The following is a 15,854-nucleotide window of genomic DNA, read 5'->3' as shown; positions in this document are numbered from 1 at the left end:
CGGGAATGACGAGGGTCTTTGGTAAGCCGGGGGAAGGACCGGCTCAGCGCACCGTCAGCGTCGTGCTCTTAAGCCTGGTCGAATCCGGCCCGGCCGAGATCGTGAACGTGCCCGGCTCCACCACGCGCTTCATGTCGACATTGTAGAGCGACAGGTCGCGCGGGGTCAGCTCGAACGTCACCGTCTTCTTCTCGCCCGGCTGGAGCGTCACGCGCTGGAAGCGCTTCAGCTCGATCACCGGGCGCGTGACGCTCGCCTCGTCGTCATGGACGTAGAGCTGGACCACTTCGTCGCCCGCGCGGCTGCCGGTGTTGGCGACGTGGATGCGCACCTGCACCTTGTCGGCGACTCCGATCGTGGCGGCGCCCAGCGTCGGGGCCGACACGTCGAAGCTGGTGTAGCTGAGGCCATGGCCGAACGGGTAGAGCGGCGAGGTGTCGCCGAACAGGTAGCCGCGCCGGGCCGTGGGCTTCTTGTTGTAATAGATTGGCAGCTGGCCGACATTGCGCGGCATCGATACGGGCAGCTTGCCGCCCGGATTGTACCGGCCGAAGATCACATCGGCCAGCGCGTTGCCGGTCTGCTCGCCCAGATACCAGCCCTCGATCAGCGCGGGCGCCTTTTCGGCGAGGTAATTGACCGACATCGGGCGACCGTTGAGCAGCACCACGACCACCGGCTTGCCCAGCGCGATCAGTTCCTTGGCCAGCTGGTCCTGCGGCCCCACCAGGTCCAGCGTCTCGCTGTCGCCCAGATGGTTGTCGGCCCATGCCTCGCGGCTCAGCGCCTCGTTGCCGCCCAGTACCAGCACGACGACATCGGCGTTCTTCGCCGTCTCTACCGCCTCGGCGCGCAGCTTATCGTTCACTTCCGGCGGAGTCAGCGTCACGTCGTCCTGCGCCCAGACGCGGTGGGTGGTGGGGCGCACGCCCTCGGCGAAATCGACCTGGAACTTGCCCTTGCCCTCGGTCTGCATGCCTTCGAGCACGCTGACGACATGGTTCGGAATATCCGAATAGCCGCCGATCGGGGTATCCTTGGCATGGGTGCCGATCACCGCCATCCGCTTGATACCCTTTGCATCCAGCGGCAGCAGCCCTTCGCCGTTCTTCAGCAGCACGATCGATTCGCGCGCCGCCTTGCGCGCCAGTGCGATCGCCTCGGGCGTGTTGGTCAGCTTCGCGGCGGTGCGCACGTCGGCATAGGGGTTTTCGAACAGCCCGCCCTCGAACTTCATGCGCAGCACGCGGCGGACGGCATTGTCGATTTCGCCCTGGCTCACCCGGCCTTCGCGGACAAGCGCGGCCAGATGCTCGAAGCCCTCGCCGTCGGGCGTCTCGACATCGACCCCCGCATCGATCGCGCGCGCGGCCGCGTCCTTGACCGTCTTGTACATCTTGTGCCGGGTAACCAGCTCGCGGATCGCGAAATAATCGCTGACCACCGCGCCCTGGAACCCCCATTCGCCGCGCAGCACGTCGGTGAGCAGCCAGTGGTTCGCGTGGCTGGGGATGCCGTCGATCTCGTTATACGATGCCATCACGGCCATCACCGGCAGCTCGGTCACCGCGCGTTCGAACGGCGGGAAGAAATTCTCGCGCAGGCTGCGCTCGCCCAGCGATGCGGGGCCGACATTGGTGCCGTTTTCGGGCTGGCCATGGCCGGTCATGTGCTTGAGCGTGACGAACACCTTGTCCCTGGCGAGCGGCAGCGTGCTGCCCTGGAAACCGCGGATCGCCGCCAGCCCCATTTCGCCGACCAGATACGGGTCCTCGCCATAGGTTTCCTCGATCCGGCCCCAGCGCGGATCGCGCGCGACGTCCACCACCGGCGCCAGCACCAGATTGGCGCCGCGCGCCCGCGCTTCCTTCGCCGCGACGGAGAAAATGTCCTCGACCAGCTTCGGGTTCCAGGTCGAGGCGAGCGCGATGGATTGCGGGAAGCTGGTGGCCCCCGGCGCGACCAGTCCGTGCAGCGCTTCCTCGTGCATCAGCATCGGGATGCCGAGCCGAGTGTTCTCGACGGCCCATTTCTGGGCGGCGTTGATGTACTTCGCTGTATCCTCGGGATTGCGGTTCTGCACGCCCGCGGCCGCACCGGCGCTGCCCTGAGCGGGCGGCTTCACGCCGCGGCGGTCGGACGGGCGCGAGATCATGCCGAGGCCGTTGGGGAAGGCCTGGCTCGCCTTGGCGGGGTCGAATTCGCCCTCGGGCGTCTGGATGCGGCCCTTATGTTCCCAGATCGAGACAAGCTGGCCGATCTTCTCCTCCAGCGTCATGCGCGCCAGCAGGTCCTCGACACGAGCCGCCACCGGCTGTGCCGCATCCTTGTACGCCGGCTTGTCGGCGCGCGCGGCCTGCGTTTGCGCATGGGCGGCGGGGGCGATCAGCGGGACCAGTGCGACGGCGGCGACAGCGGCCAGCGCGGCGGCGCGGATGCTGCGGGCAGGGCGCCCCTCATGGTGTCGGGGAATGCGCATGATCCTCTCCTCTGGCTGAACGCGCGGCGCCGCTTGCGCCGTCTCAAGTTCTGGTAGCGCTATCATCTATACGGGGCGGCGTGGACCCCGGTCAACACGGCCATTGTTTCGTTTGTTTGCATTATTCGAAACTCGCCTTATTCCAGCGCGCAGAGAGTGGGATGAGCAGACCAAGCCGAAGAAGCCGGGGCACCGTTACGGTACAGGATGTCGCGCGCGCCGCTGGCGTGTCGGCGATGACCGTGTCGCGTGTCGTCAACGGCGGCGAGAATGTACGCGAGGCCACGCGCGTCGCCGTGATGGCGGCGATCGCGGAGCTGAATTATTCGCCGAACAGCGCGGCGCGCAGCCTGGCGGCGGGGGATGCGACGCAGATCGGGCTGCTCTATTCCAATCCGTCCGCCGCGTATCTGTCGCAATTCCTGATCGGTGCACTGGCCGCCGCCCGCCGGGCCGGGTGTCATCTGGTGCTCGAATCGTGCGAGAGCGAACGGCCCGAGGAACAGGCCGAGGCGACGCGCAGCTTTGCCTCGACCAATGTCGAGGGCGTGATCCTGCAACCGCCCTTGTCCGAATCGGCCCCCGTCCGCGCCGAGCTGGAGGCGGCGGGAATCCCCTGGGTGTCGGTCGCGATGGGCCTGCCCCCGGCGCACAGCATGAACGTGCGCATCGACGATTTCGAAGCGGCGGGCGCGATGACGCGGCACCTGCTCGAACTCGGCCATCGCCGGATCGGCTTCATTCGCGGCAACCCAAACCAGACGTCGAGCACCGAGCGGTTTCGCGGCTTTGCGGCGGCGCTGGACGAAGCGGGGCTGGCGGTGGAGGACATGCCGGTCGAGCAGGGCTATTTCACTTTCCGCTCGGGGATCCTCGCTGCCGAGCGGCTGCTCGATGCGGCGAACCCGCCCACCGCGATCTTTGCCAGCAACGACGACATGGCCGCCGCCGCCGTGGGCGTCGCGCATCGGCGCGGGCTGCATGTGCCACAGGATGTGAGCATCGTCGGGTTCGACGACACTTCGCTCGCGACGACGATCTGGCCCGAGCTGACCACGATCCGCCAGCCGATCGGCGCGATGGCCGATGCCGCACTCGACATGCTGCTGGCGCGCGTGCGGTCTGACCGGGGCGCCGATGTCGACCCGTTGCAGGATAGCGTGTTGCCGCATGAACTGATCGTGCGCGAATCCTCGGGACCGCCGCCTGAAGCGAACGGCGCGCGCAGCATCCGTGCGCCGGGAGGCGACGCGACGATCAATCCGAAGGTGGCGTGAACGACTGGCTTGCATTTCGTTGCGGGCCGCGCCACCGTTACCGCTAACAGGCCGGCACTCTGCCCGGGCCAGGAGAGGATTTGGGGATGAATCAAGTGCGAGAGAAGGCCAATATTGGCCTTATCAGCGCGATAGTCGCGGTAGCGACGATCGGCGGCCTGTTGTTCGGATATGACAGCGGTGCCGTAAACGGGACGCAGCCGGGTCTGAAGGCCGCGTTCGCGCTGGACGAGGCCGGTCTCGGCTTCACCGTCGGTTCGCTGCTGATCGGCTGCGTCGCGGGCGCCTTCTTCGCCGGTACGCTGGCCGACAAGATGGGCCGCCGCAACGTGATGCGGCTCGCCGCCGTGCTGTTCCTGGGCGGCGCGCTGGTTCAGGGCTTCGCGCACGATCACACCATTTTCGTCATCGCTCGCATCGTCGGCGGCATCGCCGTGGGCGCCGCATCGGTGCTGTCGCCCGCCTATATCTCCGAAGTCGCCCCCGCGAACATTCGCGGCCGGATGACGACGGTGCAGCAGATCATGATCATCTCCGGCCTGACCGCCGCGTTCGTGGTCAATTACTACCTCGCCGGGGCGGCAGGTGCATCGACCAACGCCTTCTGGGGCGGGCTCGAAGCATGGCGCTGGATGTACCTGATGCAGGCACTGCCGGCGGCAGTGTTCCTGGTCGCGCTGTTCTTCATCCCGGAAAGCCCGCGCTTCCTGGTGGCCAAGGGCCGCGATGCGGAAGCGACCAAGGTGCTGACCGACCTGTTCGGCCCGGCCGAGGCAAAGGCGAAGTTCCAGGACATCCGCGGCAGCTTCAGTGCCGACCACAAGCCGCGCCTGCGCGACCTGCTCGATCCCACCACCGGTCGCGTGCGTCCGATCCTGTGGGCCGGTCTGGTCATCGCGGTGTTCCAGCAGCTCGTCGGCATCAACGTGATCTTCTACTACGGCTCGACGCTGTGGCAGCTCGCGGGCTTCACGGAAGCCGATTCGCTGCTCATCAACATCGTCTCGGGCGCCGTCTCGATCGCCGCCTGCCTCGTCACGATCGCACTGGTCGACAAGATCGGGCGCAAGCCGTTGTTGCTGATCGGCTCGGCGGGCATGGCCGTTACGCTGTTCATCCTCGTCTATGCTTTCAGCCACGGCACGCTGGACCCTGAAGGCAAGCTGGTCCTGTCGCCCGAACTGGGCAAGCTCGCTGTCGTCGGCGCCAACCTCTACGTGATCTTCTTCAACATCAGCTGGGGCCCGGTGATGTGGGTCATGCTGGGCGAGATGTTCCCGAACCAGATCCGTGGCTCGGCGCTGGCGGTGTGCGGCTTTGCGCAGTGGTTCGCCAACTATCTGATCGCACAGAGCTTCCCGATCATGGCGGCGGCGCTGGGCCTGGCGGTCAGCTACACCTTCTACGGCGCCTGCGCGGTGATTTCGTTCTTCCTCGTCCTGAAGTTCATCAAGGAAACCAAGGGCAAGGAACTGGAGGCCATGGAGGGCTGAACGTAACGATCCTCCCCGGCACGGGGAGGGGGACCACCGCCGGCGGCGGTGGTGGAGGGGGATTGCCCCAACGGACGTCGCGTGTGGCTGGGCCCCCTCCACCAGCCTGCGGCTGGTCCCCCTCCCCGTGCCGGGGAGGATTGTGAGGAACCGATGACCCGCACCCCCGTCCGCCCCTTCCGATCGCGCGAATGGTTCGCCGCGCCCGGCCGCGCCGACATGGCCGCGCTCTATCTCGAGCGCTTCATGAATTACGGCATCACGCCGGAGGAGCTGACGTCGGGCAAGCCGATCATCGGCATCGCCCAGTCGGGCAGCGACATCGCGCCGTGCAATCGCATCCACCTGGAAACTGTGAAGCGCGCGCGCGCCGGCATCCTGGCGGCGGGCGGTATCCCGATGGAATTCCCGCTCCATCCGATCTTCGAGAATTGCCGCCGGCCCACCGCCGCGCTGGACCGCAACCTGGCGTATCTGGGGCTGGTCGAGATCCTCAACGGCTATCCGATCGACGCTGTGATCCTGACGACCGGCTGCGACAAGACGACGCCCTCGTCGCTGATGGCCGCCTCCACCGTCGACATTCCCGCGATTGTCCTTTCGGGCGGGCCGATGCTCGACGGCTGGCATGAGGGCGAGTTGGTCGGCTCGGGCACCGTCATCTGGCGCAGTCGCCGCAAGATGGCGGCGGGCGAGATCGACGAGGCGGAGTTCCTGAGGCGCGCGATGGAAAGCGCGCCGTCCTCGGGGCACTGCAACACCATGGGCACCGCCTCGACGATGAACAGCCTTGCCGAGGGTCTGGGCATGTCGCTCCCCGGCTGCGCGATGATCCCGGCGCCGTATCGCGAGCGCGGGCAGATCGCGTACGAGACGGGCAAGCGCATCGTCGACATGGCCTATGAGGACCTGCGCCCGTCGAAGATCCTGACCAAGGCGAGCTTCCTCAATGCGATCAAGCTGCTGACCGCGATCGGCGGGTCGACCAACGCCCAGCCGCACCTCAACGCCATGGCGGCGCATGCAGGCATCGAGATCACGCCCGAGGACTGGATGACCGGCTATGACCTGCCGCTGATCGTCAACATGCAGCCGGCGGGCAAATATCTGTCCGAACGCTTCCACCGCGCTGGCGGCATCCCGGCGGTGCTGACCGAGATGCTGGCGGCGGGTGCGCTCGACGGCAGCGTCGTGACCTGCACCGGCAAGACGCTGGCGGAGAATGTCGCAGGCCATGTCGCCACCGACCGTGAGGTGATCCTGCCCTTCGACGCGCCGATGCTGGAAAAGGCCGGGTTCCTGGTCCTCAAGGGCAATCTGTTCGACATGGCGATCATGAAGACCAGCGTGATCTCTCCCGATTTCCGCGCGCGCTATCTGTCCGAGCCGGGCAATGAAGGTGTGTTCCAGGGGCGGGCGATCGTGTTCGACGGATCGGACGATTACCACCACCGCATCAACGATCCGGCGCTGAACATCGACGCCAATTGCATCCTGGTGATCCGCGGCGCCGGCCCGATCGGCTGGCCCGGATCGGCGGAAGTGGTGAACATGCAGCCGCCCGATCACCTGATCCAGCAGGGCATCATGAGCCTGCCGACGCTGGGCGACGGCCGCCAGTCGGGCACGTCGGACAGCCCCTCGATCCTCAACGCCTCGCCCGAAAGCGCGGCGGGCGGCGGGCTTTCGTGGCTGCGCAGCGGCGACACGATCCGCATCGACCTGAACGCCGGCACCTGCGACGCGCTGGTGGATGCGGACGAGATCGCTCGCCGCAAGGCCGAACCCGCGCCGCCGATCCCGGAGAGCAACACCCCTTGGGAAGAGCTGTACCGCGAAAAGGTGGGCCAGCTGGGCGAGGGCGGGGTGCTCGACTTCGCGCTGAAATACCGCCGCACGAGCGAGAAGACGCCTCGGCACAACCATTGACGGGCCGCCGCGCCGGGGGCGTTTCCCCGGCGCGGCGCCGCGCGCTATACGCGATGCCATGACAGCCGCGCATCCCCTCGACCGCCCCGCCTGGGCCGCACTCCAGTCGCGCCAGGCGCCGCTCGCGGTGGGCGAGGGCGCGGCGCTGCGCTTCCAGCAGGACCATGCGATTTTCGCGGCTATAGGCGACCATGCGCCCGATACGCTGGCGGCACTGGGCGCGCTGGTGCGCGCTACCGGCCCCGCGATCGTGATGCAGCGCGAGGCGCTGCCCCCGGTGCCGGGTACGCGCGTCGAACGGGCGGCAGCGGGGGTGCAGATGGTGGCCGAGGCGCTGACCCCCGGCGCGGCGGACCTGGACTGCGTGGCCTTGGGCGATGCCGATGCGGCGGAGATGCTCGCGCTGGCGACGCTTACCAAGCCCGGCCCCTTTTTCGCGAACACCCATCGGCTGGGCCAATTCGTCGGGGTGCGCCGCGACGGGCGGCTGGTGGCGATGGCGGGCGAGCGGCTGAAGGCGAACGGCTTCACCGAAGTCAGCGGTGTGTGCACCCACCCCGATTTTCGCGGCCAGCGGCTCGCGCCCCGGCTGATCCGGCACGTCGCCGCGGCGATCCTGGCGCGCGGCGAGGTGCCGTTCCTGCACAGCTATGCCGACAATCCCGCAGCGATCGCGCTGTACGAGTCACTCGGCTTTCGCCAGCGGTGCGGCGTGGTGGTCACGACGCTCGCGCTCGCTTAACCGATCTGGCGCCTATCACCGGCGAGTGATAGCTTCGCGGCATCCGGGGGGATTTATGCCGCAAGCCAAGCCCATCGATGATCGACCACGCGATTCCGCCCGCACGCGCGGTGTCATCCTGGCCGCTGCCAAGGCGCTGCTGGCGGAACATGGCTTTGCCAAATGGGGCATCAACGCCATCGCCCGCGCGTCGGGGTACGACAAGCAACTGATCTATCGCTATTTCGGCGGCATGGGCGGGCTGGCCGAGGCCGTGGGGGAGGACGTGTCCGCCACGCTGGAAGCGGCCTTTGCGGCAAAGCCGGGCACGGCGCCTGCCGCCAGCTATGGCGAACTGGTCGGGCGGCTGGCGCTCCAGATGCTCGATGCGCTGCGCGAGGACCGGCTGGCGCAGCGTATCCTGGCGTGGGAACTCGCGGCGCCGGGGCCGCTGGCGGCGCGGTTCGCGGCGGCGCGCGAGCGAGCATTGGGGCAATGGATGGCGCGCGAGAGGGGCGCGTTGACGCGTCCCGCCGGGATCGACGTGCCGATGCTCAACGTGTTCGTGATCGCCGGCGTCCAGCAACTGGTGCTGGCGGCGGCATCGACCGGGCGCTTCCTGGGCATCGACCTCAGCGACGAGGCCGGATGGGCCCGCGCGCGGCCGGCGATCGTCGCGATGACCGCCGCCAGCTATCGCCCGGCAGGGGCCTGATTACACGCCTTCGCGGATCAGCACGCCCGGCAGGCCCGGCACGTCGACCGTGAAGCTGAACAGATCGCCTGCATGGGGCTCCGCGGCGAGCGCGTCGCCCTTCACATGCTTGTTCGCGGTGGTGGCGAACACGGTCTTCAGGTCCGGCCCGCCAAAGGTGACCTTGGTGATCGCGCTGACCGGGAACTTGACCGTTTCCAGCAGCTCGCCGGTGGGCGAATAGCGGCGCACGCCCCAGCCATTGTACAGCCCGATCCACACGCATCCCTCGGCGTCCACCGTCGGGCCATCGGGATGGCCTTCGCTGTTCGGGATGCGCACGAACTCGCGGCTGTTGGTCAGCGATCCGTCGGCGCCGATGTCGGCAGCAGTGACGATGCCGACCATGGTATCGACATGGTACAGCGTCTTGCCGCACGGGCTGACCGCCGGGCCGTTGGTGATCGAGACCTTTGGCGTGGAGGGGACGCACACGCCGTCCGCGCTCAGCCGATAGACGGTGCCCGTCTCTGCGCTTTCGCCATCGTCCATGCTGCCGAACCACAGCCGGCCCCAGGGATCGACCGTGGCGTCGTTCAGCCGGTTGCCGGGCAGATGCGGCTCGGGGCGCACGATTTCGGTGAAGCTGCCGTCACGCTCGTCGAACCGGAACAGCCCCTGTTGCAGGCCCGCGACGAACCCGCCGCTTTCGATCGGCAGGACAAAGCCGACCTGGCCGGGCGCGTCCCAGCTGCGGGTGGCGCCGGTGGCGGGTTCATAGCGGTGGATCTTGTGGCTTTTGATATCCACGAACCACAAAGCCTGATCGCGCTCGACCCAGACCGGCCCTTCGAGCAGCGGGCCGCCCAGTTGCCAGATGCTGATCGGGTCCGACGTCACCACGTTGCGCATGTTACCTCCAGCCTGCGTCCACGAAATATTCGTGGCCGGTTACCAGCCGGGCATCGTCCGATGCAAGGAACAGTGCCATCGCGGCGATATCGTCGGGGATCAGCCGGCCCTTCAGGCACTGGGCCTTGACGATCTCTGCCTCGCCCTCGGGCGTGTACCACTTCATCTGGCGCGGCGTCTTGACGTTGCCGGGGACGATGCAGGTCGAGCGGATGTTGAACGGCCCCAGTTCGCGCGCGAAGCTGCGGGTCAGCCCTTCGATCCCGGCCTTGCACGTCTGGTACAGCGCCAGTTCCTCCAGCGCGAGGTGCCACGAAATCGAGCCCAGGTTGATGATCGCGCCGGCGCCCTTGGCCTTCATGCCCGGAATCACGGCCTGTGCGACGAAGAACAGGTGCTTCAGGTTCACCGCGATGCGGTTTTCCCAATAGTCCTCGGTGACCTGCTCGATCGTGTGGCGATCGTCGTTCGCGGCGTTGTTGATGAGGATGTCGAACGCGCCGCCATCGGCGATCAGCCCGGCGATCAGCGCCTGCACGCTCTTGATGTCGGTCAGGTCGGCGCGCTTGAACACGGGGGCGACGTCCGCACCCGCCAGTTTCTCGACCAGCGCCTGCGAATCCGCTTCGGCAATGTCGAAAAAGGTCACGGCGGCGCCCTGCCGCACAAAGCCTTCGACCAGCCCGGCGCCGATGCCCGATCCGCCGCCGGTGATGAGCACCCGCTTGCCGCGCAGGCTGGGATAGACGGCGCGCTGGGCGGCAGCGAGCACGGGGGTCGGATCGGCGTTCGACATGCGTTTAGTGTACCTGCATAGAGAAGGGGTAGAGGCGCCGCGCGGAAACCGCGCGCGACGCGGTCATTTCAAAAGGCCGCGGTCCGCCAGATTGCGCATCAGGTCGCGGATGCCGAAGGTCCAGGGCGCTGCCGCCTTGGACGTGGTGACGCGGTTGACCAGCGTGCCCAGCCTGGGCGTGGCGATGCGCACGACGTCGCCGTCCTTGTGGGTGAAGCCGCGGCCCGGATGGTCGCGATCCTGCACCGGCGCGAACAGCGTGCCCAGGAACAGCGCGAAGCCATCGGGGTACTGGTGCTCGCTCAGCGTCTGGCGGACCAGATCGGTGGGGTCGCGGCTGATCTCGCTCATCTTGTTGGTGCCGGTCAGGCGATAGCCTTCGGGCCCGTCGATGGTCAGGTCGACCACGGCGCCGCGCACATCGTCCATCGTGAAGTTGTCGTCGAATAGGCGGATGAACGGCCCGATCGAGGTCGATGCGTTATTGTCCTTCGCCTTGCCGAGCAGCAGCGCGCTGCGGCCTTCGAAATCGCGCAGGTTGACGTCGTTGCCCAGCGTCGCGCCGTGGATCTTGCCGTGGCGGTCCACCACCAGCACGATTTCGGGCTCGGGGTTGTTCCAGTGGGAATCCGAACGGATGCCGATGTCGCCGCCCACGCCGATCGCCGAGAGCACCGGCGCCTTGGTGAACACTTCCGCATCCGGGCCGATCGCGACTTCCAGATATTGCGACCACATGCCGGCGTCGATCAGCGCGGCCTTGAGGTTCGCGGCCTCTTCGCTGCCGGGGACGACCGAACGGATGCCCGAGCCGACCTTTGCCTCCAGCTCGCCGCGAATCTCGGCGGCGCGGGCCGAGTCGCCGCGGGCGCGCTCCTCGATCACGCGCTCCAGTGCGGAAACGGCGAAGGTCACGCCGCACGCCTTGACGCATTGCAGGTCAATGGGGGCCAGCAGCACGGGGCCATCGGGCGTACCCAGCGCGTCGGTGGCGCAGATCGGGTCGCCCGCAATCGTCGCGGCGTCGCCGCGTTCCAGCAGGTCGGCTACGGTCGGCGCGCTGCGCGACACGTCATAGACGGTGCCGCCGCGCACGACGACGGGGGAGGGGCCGGCATCGGTCTGCACACGACCAACCAGCAGTGCCTGCGCATGATCGGCAGGCAGCAATGAGAATGAAGACGCTTCCAAGACCCTCTCGCCCTTACAAACAGGTGTTTTGATAGCGCTACCATGGTGCCCGTCGGGCGGCGATGTCAAGTCAGCGCCACTGCGATGTTTCCATGGCGCAACGCCGCGCCCGCCACATCGCGCGCGATTTCAGAGGTATCCGATGATTTCCGCGACAATCGCCTCGCGCGGGCGCATCGCGCTGCCCTCGCTGGCACGCACGACCTGCCACGGGCCGAGTAGTCCTTCCGCCACCATAGTCTCGTAATTGGCGCGGACTCGCTGTTGCAGCGCGATGTCGGCCTCATAGGCGTCGAAGCTCTTGTCGGTGTAGCTGCGCTCGGCCTTTTGCAGGATCTGCGCGCGCGCCAGTTCCCAGGGGGTGTCGAGATAGATCGACACCGCCGGGAGAGGCAGGCCGAACTGGCCCGTCTCCAACGCCAGGATCCAGTCCATGATCGTGCGCGGATCGTCGGCATCCTGCCGGGCGGCCTGATACGCCATGTTGGAGGCGACATAGCGATCGAAGATCACCACGTCGTGCGCGGCCAGCGCCTCGCCGATACGCGGCAGCCATTCGTAGCGGTCGAGCGCATAGAGCACGGCCGCCGCCTCGGGCGTGACCGGCACGGGCATGTCGCCCGCCAGGAACCGCCCGATCGTGACGCCGGCGACGGTCTCGCCATAGCGGGGAAAGCCGATCACGGTCGCGCTGCGGCCCGACGCGTTCAGTGCCGCGCACAGCCCGGTGGAAGCGGTGTTTTTGCCGACGCCGTCGGCGCCCTCGATCGCGACCAATATGCCCATGCGCCTGCACTTAGCATGCGCGCCGCAGATGTCACGGGCAGGGCGTCAGGTGCCGTAGCGGGTGCGCTCGGCCAGTGGTTTGGCGGGAGGAAGGGCCGCCGCCTTGGCCGGCCCGTGGCCGGGATACTGGCTGGACGTCGCGATCTTGAGCGCTTCGTCGGCGGCAACGGGGCGGCTGTACAGATAGCCCTGGCCATATTCGCAGCCCAGCGCAGCGAGCACTTCGGCGCTGTCGGTCGTCTCGACGCCCTCGGCTGTCACGGGCAGCCCCAATCCTTCGCTGAGGCTCAGGATCGCGCGGACGATCTGGCTGCTTTCCTCCGCGCGGATGTCGGTGATGAAATTGCGGTCGATCTTGATCCGGTTGAACGCCAGTTCGCGCAGATGCTTGAGGCTGGCATAGCCCGTGCCGAAATCGTCGAGCGCGATCTGGATACCGGCGCTCTTGAGCGATGCCAGGATCGCGCGCGCTGCATCGATGTCGCGCACCAGCCGGCTCTCGGTGATCTCCACCACCAGCCGGGCGGGGGGGAAGCCGGTGGTGAGCAGCACCTGGAGCACGCGTTGCGCCAGCCAAGGATCGTTGAGCTGCAACGGCGAGATGTTGACCGACAGCGTCAGATGATGGGGCCAGTGGCGTGCGTCGATGCACGCGCGGCGCAGCACCGCGAAGCCCAGGTCCTGGATCATGCCGGCGTCTTCGGCGATCGGAATGAAGGTATCGGGCGGGACCACGCCCCGCACCGGATGGCGCCAGCGCGCCAGCGCCTCGAACCCCATGACCGCGCCGCTGCTCAGCGCGACGATCGGCTGGAAATACGGAATGAACTCGCCGCGGTTGATGCCGGAGTGCATGTCGAGTTCCAGCTGCGCGCGCTCGCGCATCTCCTCCTCCATTGCCGGCAGGAACTGGCAATAGGTCGATCGCCCGGCGCGCTTGGCGCGGTACATTGCGAAATCCGCCGCACCCAGCATGTCGTCGGCGGATCGCTCGCCGGGGGCGCAGCTTATCAGTCCGATCGAAGTGCTGACCTCGGCCAGCCCGCCGCGCAGCTGCATCGGCTTGGCCACTGCGTGCAGGATCGCCTCGGTCAGTTCGATCGGCAGCGCGGAATCTGCGGGGTGGGTGATCGCGCAGGCGAATTCGTCGCCGCCCATTCGCGCGACGATGCCATGTTCGGCGACCAGCCCCTGGACGCGCGCGGCGATGATGCGCAGCGCCATGTCGCCGCCGTCATGGCCATAGGTGTCGTTGATCGGCTTGAACCGGTCGAGGTCGAGCGCCAGCAGCGTCAGCATCGTGCCGGGTGCGGCCTCGCTGGCGCGCGCGTCCATATAGGCAGTGAGCGACCGGCGATTGGCCAGCCCGGTCAGCATGTCGTGATGCGCCAGCGTCTCCGCTTCGCGCTGCGCGGCAAGGCGGAGTTGCAGTTCGCCGCGCAGGCGATGGCTGCGATACAGCAACAGACCCATATACAGCAGCGGCGCCGCGAGCAGCGCGTGGACGAACTCGTCGAGCTGAAAATGCTCCTGGCGATCCATCAGATGATCGAGCTTTTCGGCAAGGTTGTAGCGCATGCCGAGAAGGGCGAGGACAAACACCGGAATCAGCAACAGACAGGCCTCGCGGAAGACCCGGTATAGCGCACGGAGCCGCGTCGGCACGGGCAAGCCTCCCCGACGGCCGAGTGCCGTCATGCTGATATTATAGAGGCTGTGGAAAACGGGCGCGCGCGGGACGAACAGATACGTGGTTGTACGGGGGGCGGGGCTACAGAAAAGAAGCGCCAACCACTGCGGCAAGCCTGGCGGGATCGCAATCGTCGAGCGGCACTTCGATATCGGGGTTGCTGCTGTAGCCGATCATACGCCCGTCGCGCGACGATCCCACCGACAGCAGGCGCCACCCTTCGGCCTCGCGCAGCGCGACCAGTCCGCCCGGCGCGGGGAAACGATCCGGGTCGGCGATCACCGTCGCCTGCGCGGGAAGGCCCGCGCCCAGCGTCGCCCTGCACACTTTCAATCCGAAGCTGCGTGGGCCGGCGGCGGTTGGCGCCTCCACCTGATCGTCGGTGGCGGAATCGGCGATCAGCCCGTTGGGCAGCGGCGCCCCGCGCACGGGCACCATGCGGAGAGTGGCCGACGAAACGGGCAGCAGCGGAACTGTAGGCGCCTGTGGGGCGACGTCCGCCACGGCCGGCGGCGGGGGCACGGCTGGGGCCGCGCGTTCCAGGGGGGTGTCGCTGCGGATCGCCTGGGCGAGTTCGGCGATCCGGGCACTGCTGCGCGCGTGGCGCATCGCGGGATCGGCGATGCCGGAGAGAAACGGCTCCAGCACGCCCTGCGCATGGCGCGCCTCCACTAGCGCGCGCAAGGCGTGTTCCCCGGCGACGTCGAACAGTCGGTACAGCGCCTGCCGGGTCGCGGCATTCCAGCGGCCGAACGGCTTCTGCGCGTTTTCGATGCGCGAGAGATTGACGGGGGGGAGGCCGAAGTCGCGTTCGACTGCGGCGATCGTGAGAGTGGGATCGCTGGTACGGCGCGCGCGCAGCGCGGCACCGAGCAGAACGGCGAACCGCTCTTCCTCCAAATCGACGAGTTCGCCTTCGGAAAAGGGCCTGGCCCAATCCGCGATATCGAAGCCCGGAGCGTCGATGTCGAGCAACAGATCGGTTGCCGCGATGCCGAGCGCCGCGCCGATCCGGCGCAACTCGTCGGGCCGCGCCACGACTTCGCCACGCTCTATCTTCGACAGGCGAACATAGGGGATTTCAGGGATTTCCGCCGACAGGCGCAGCAGCTTTGGATAGCCCAGCCGACGGCGCTGCTCGCGCATCCGATTGGGGAAGACATGGGCGCGATAGGGATCGACCGGGACACCGGCTTTCGCCTGTCCTGCGCCCTGCTTGCCCTTGCCCTCTACCTTGACCATTCCAAGCCTCCGCGGCGCCCTTATGCCGCTTGAAGCCCTGTCCGATTAATTTCAGGATAACGCAAGTGATTTGCCCCGCTCCCCTAGTGGAGCGAGGCCTGCTGAATTCCTCCAGAAAGAAGCGCGCAGGGACCCGTGGGGTCCAGCGGCACAATAGCGAGCAGGGTAGAGAGGCCCGCCGCCTGGCGCGCGAGCCAGCCGGGCGCCGACAGCGTCGGGTGTTCGGGCGCGAATGCCACGCCCTGGCCATCGGTTATTACGCCCAGCCCCACGGGGAGAACGGGCCAGCGCCCTGCCAGATAAGAGAGAAGGGCGGTCGCCGCTTCCTGCAAGGCGCCTTCCTCGGTTTCCTCGGAGCAGTAACCGGCGGGAGAGGCGGAAATCTCGGCGACCAGGTTGAAGTCGCCACGGCGCCACCACAGCAGGCGCAGCACGCCGGCAGCGTTGAGTTCGAGCCCCAGGAACAGGCCGCCATCCTCGGCCAGCAGGGGCCGCGCGCAGCGCGCGGCTTCGATCGCCAATTGCGTCAGCCGCCGGTTGGGCCGGGGCAGCATGCCCCAGTCCAATGCTTCGCCGCCCATATCCTCAATGTCGGTACGCATACACCCTCCGCGTCTCAACAGATTATAGGAAGATTTTGTTTA

At 67.4% G+C, this 15,854-nt stretch carries 13 protein-coding genes; 5 read left to right on the top strand and 8 right to left on the bottom strand.

Annotated elements, in window-relative coordinates; genetic code table 11:
• Positions 1 to 43 precede the first annotated feature (43 nt).
• On the bottom strand, positions 44 to 2,479 hold the full coding sequence (locus tag ACG3SL_RS12235) for a glycoside hydrolase family 3 N-terminal domain-containing protein (protein WP_448661418.1): 2,436 nt from the start codon (positions 2,477 to 2,479) through the stop codon (positions 44 to 46).
• A gap of 161 nt (positions 2,480 to 2,640) precedes the next feature.
• Between ACG3SL_RS12235 and ACG3SL_RS12230 the strand changes: the two genes are divergently transcribed.
• The 5 genes from ACG3SL_RS12230 (at position 2,641) to ACG3SL_RS12210 (ending at position 8,614) form a co-directional block, all read left to right on the top strand.
• Positions 2,641 to 3,756, top strand: a complete 1,116-nt coding sequence (locus ACG3SL_RS12230) for a LacI family DNA-binding transcriptional regulator (protein ID WP_448661417.1) — start codon at positions 2,641 to 2,643, stop codon at positions 3,754 to 3,756.
• A gap of 86 nt (positions 3,757 to 3,842) precedes the next feature.
• Entirely contained in the window at positions 3,843 to 5,249 is a 1,407-nt protein-coding gene (locus ACG3SL_RS12225; protein ID WP_448661416.1) for a sugar porter family MFS transporter, read from the top strand.
• 153 nt (positions 5,250 to 5,402) lie between these two features.
• On the top strand, positions 5,403 to 7,178 hold the full coding sequence (locus tag ACG3SL_RS12220; RefSeq protein ID WP_448661415.1) for an IlvD/Edd family dehydratase: 1,776 nt from the start codon (positions 5,403 to 5,405) through the stop codon (positions 7,176 to 7,178).
• Positions 7,179 to 7,236: 58 nt separating this feature from the next.
• A complete protein-coding gene (locus tag ACG3SL_RS12215; RefSeq protein ID WP_448661414.1) occupies positions 7,237 to 7,920 on the top strand; it encodes a GNAT family N-acetyltransferase in 684 nt (227 codons plus the stop codon).
• Between the two features lie 55 nt (positions 7,921 to 7,975).
• Positions 7,976 to 8,614 (top strand): TetR/AcrR family transcriptional regulator, encoded by a 639-nt coding sequence (locus tag ACG3SL_RS12210; protein ID WP_448661413.1) that lies wholly within the window; start codon positions 7,976 to 7,978, stop codon positions 8,612 to 8,614.
• Here ACG3SL_RS12210 and ACG3SL_RS12205 read toward each other — a convergent pair whose 3' ends face one another.
• The 7 genes from ACG3SL_RS12205 to ACG3SL_RS12175 form a co-directional block, all read right to left on the bottom strand.
• A complete protein-coding gene (locus ACG3SL_RS12205) occupies positions 8,615 to 9,505 on the bottom strand; it encodes an SMP-30/gluconolactonase/LRE family protein (protein WP_448661412.1) in 891 nt (296 codons plus the stop codon).
• Between the two features lies 1 nt (position 9,506).
• The gene (locus ACG3SL_RS12200) at positions 9,507 to 10,301 is read right to left on the bottom strand and encodes an SDR family NAD(P)-dependent oxidoreductase (protein ID WP_448661411.1); all 795 of its coding nucleotides are present in this window, start codon (positions 10,299 to 10,301) and stop codon (positions 9,507 to 9,509) included.
• Positions 10,302 to 10,364: 63 nt separating this feature from the next.
• On the bottom strand, positions 10,365 to 11,492 hold the full coding sequence (locus ACG3SL_RS12195; protein ID WP_448661410.1) for a fumarylacetoacetate hydrolase family protein: 1,128 nt from the start codon (positions 11,490 to 11,492) through the stop codon (positions 10,365 to 10,367).
• Positions 11,493 to 11,621: 129 nt separating this feature from the next.
• The gene (locus ACG3SL_RS12190; RefSeq protein WP_448661409.1) at positions 11,622 to 12,278 is read right to left on the bottom strand and encodes a dTMP kinase; all 657 of its coding nucleotides are present in this window, start codon (positions 12,276 to 12,278) and stop codon (positions 11,622 to 11,624) included.
• A gap of 45 nt (positions 12,279 to 12,323) precedes the next feature.
• Positions 12,324 to 13,943, bottom strand: coding sequence for a putative bifunctional diguanylate cyclase/phosphodiesterase (locus tag ACG3SL_RS12185; protein ID WP_448661408.1), 1,620 nt, complete (start codon positions 13,941 to 13,943; stop codon positions 12,324 to 12,326).
• 106 nt (positions 13,944 to 14,049) lie between these two features.
• Positions 14,050 to 15,210, bottom strand: coding sequence for a helix-turn-helix domain-containing protein (locus tag ACG3SL_RS12180; RefSeq protein WP_448661407.1), 1,161 nt, complete (start codon positions 15,208 to 15,210; stop codon positions 14,050 to 14,052).
• Positions 15,211 to 15,293: 83 nt separating this feature from the next.
• Positions 15,294 to 15,812, bottom strand: a complete 519-nt coding sequence (locus ACG3SL_RS12175; RefSeq protein ID WP_448661406.1) for a hypothetical protein — start codon at positions 15,810 to 15,812, stop codon at positions 15,294 to 15,296.
• Between the last annotated feature and the right edge of the window lie 42 nt (positions 15,813 to 15,854).

Source organism: Sphingomonas degradans, assembly GCF_053502645.1.
Note: the sequence above shows the minus strand (reverse complement) of the source record. Positions and strands in the feature narration are given on the sequence as shown.

What these genes read in the sequence shown, in the direction of transcription:
- ACG3SL_RS12235 (WP_448661418.1), bottom strand. Translation starts at nt 2,479, where the DNA reads ATGCGCATTCCCCGACACCATGAGGGGCGCCCTGCCCGCAGCATCCGC.
- ACG3SL_RS12230 (WP_448661417.1), top strand. Translation starts at nt 2,641, where the DNA reads ATGAGCAGACCAAGCCGAAGAAGCCGGGGCACCGTTACGGTACAGGAT.
- ACG3SL_RS12225 (WP_448661416.1), top strand. Translation starts at nt 3,843, where the DNA reads ATGAATCAAGTGCGAGAGAAGGCCAATATTGGCCTTATCAGCGCGATA.
- ACG3SL_RS12220 (WP_448661415.1), top strand. Translation starts at nt 5,403, where the DNA reads ATGACCCGCACCCCCGTCCGCCCCTTCCGATCGCGCGAATGGTTCGCC.
- ACG3SL_RS12215 (WP_448661414.1), top strand. Translation starts at nt 7,237, where the DNA reads ATGACAGCCGCGCATCCCCTCGACCGCCCCGCCTGGGCCGCACTCCAG.
- ACG3SL_RS12210 (WP_448661413.1), top strand. Translation starts at nt 7,976, where the DNA reads ATGCCGCAAGCCAAGCCCATCGATGATCGACCACGCGATTCCGCCCGC.
- ACG3SL_RS12205 (WP_448661412.1), bottom strand. Translation starts at nt 9,505, where the DNA reads ATGCGCAACGTGGTGACGTCGGACCCGATCAGCATCTGGCAACTGGGC.
- ACG3SL_RS12200 (WP_448661411.1), bottom strand. Translation starts at nt 10,301, where the DNA reads ATGTCGAACGCCGATCCGACCCCCGTGCTCGCTGCCGCCCAGCGCGCC.
- ACG3SL_RS12190 (WP_448661409.1), bottom strand. Translation starts at nt 12,278, where the DNA reads ATGGGCATATTGGTCGCGATCGAGGGCGCCGACGGCGTCGGCAAAAAC.
- ACG3SL_RS12180 (WP_448661407.1), bottom strand. Translation starts at nt 15,210, where the DNA reads ATGGTCAAGGTAGAGGGCAAGGGCAAGCAGGGCGCAGGACAGGCGAAA.
- ACG3SL_RS12175 (WP_448661406.1), bottom strand. Translation starts at nt 15,812, where the DNA reads ATGCGTACCGACATTGAGGATATGGGCGGCGAAGCATTGGACTGGGGC.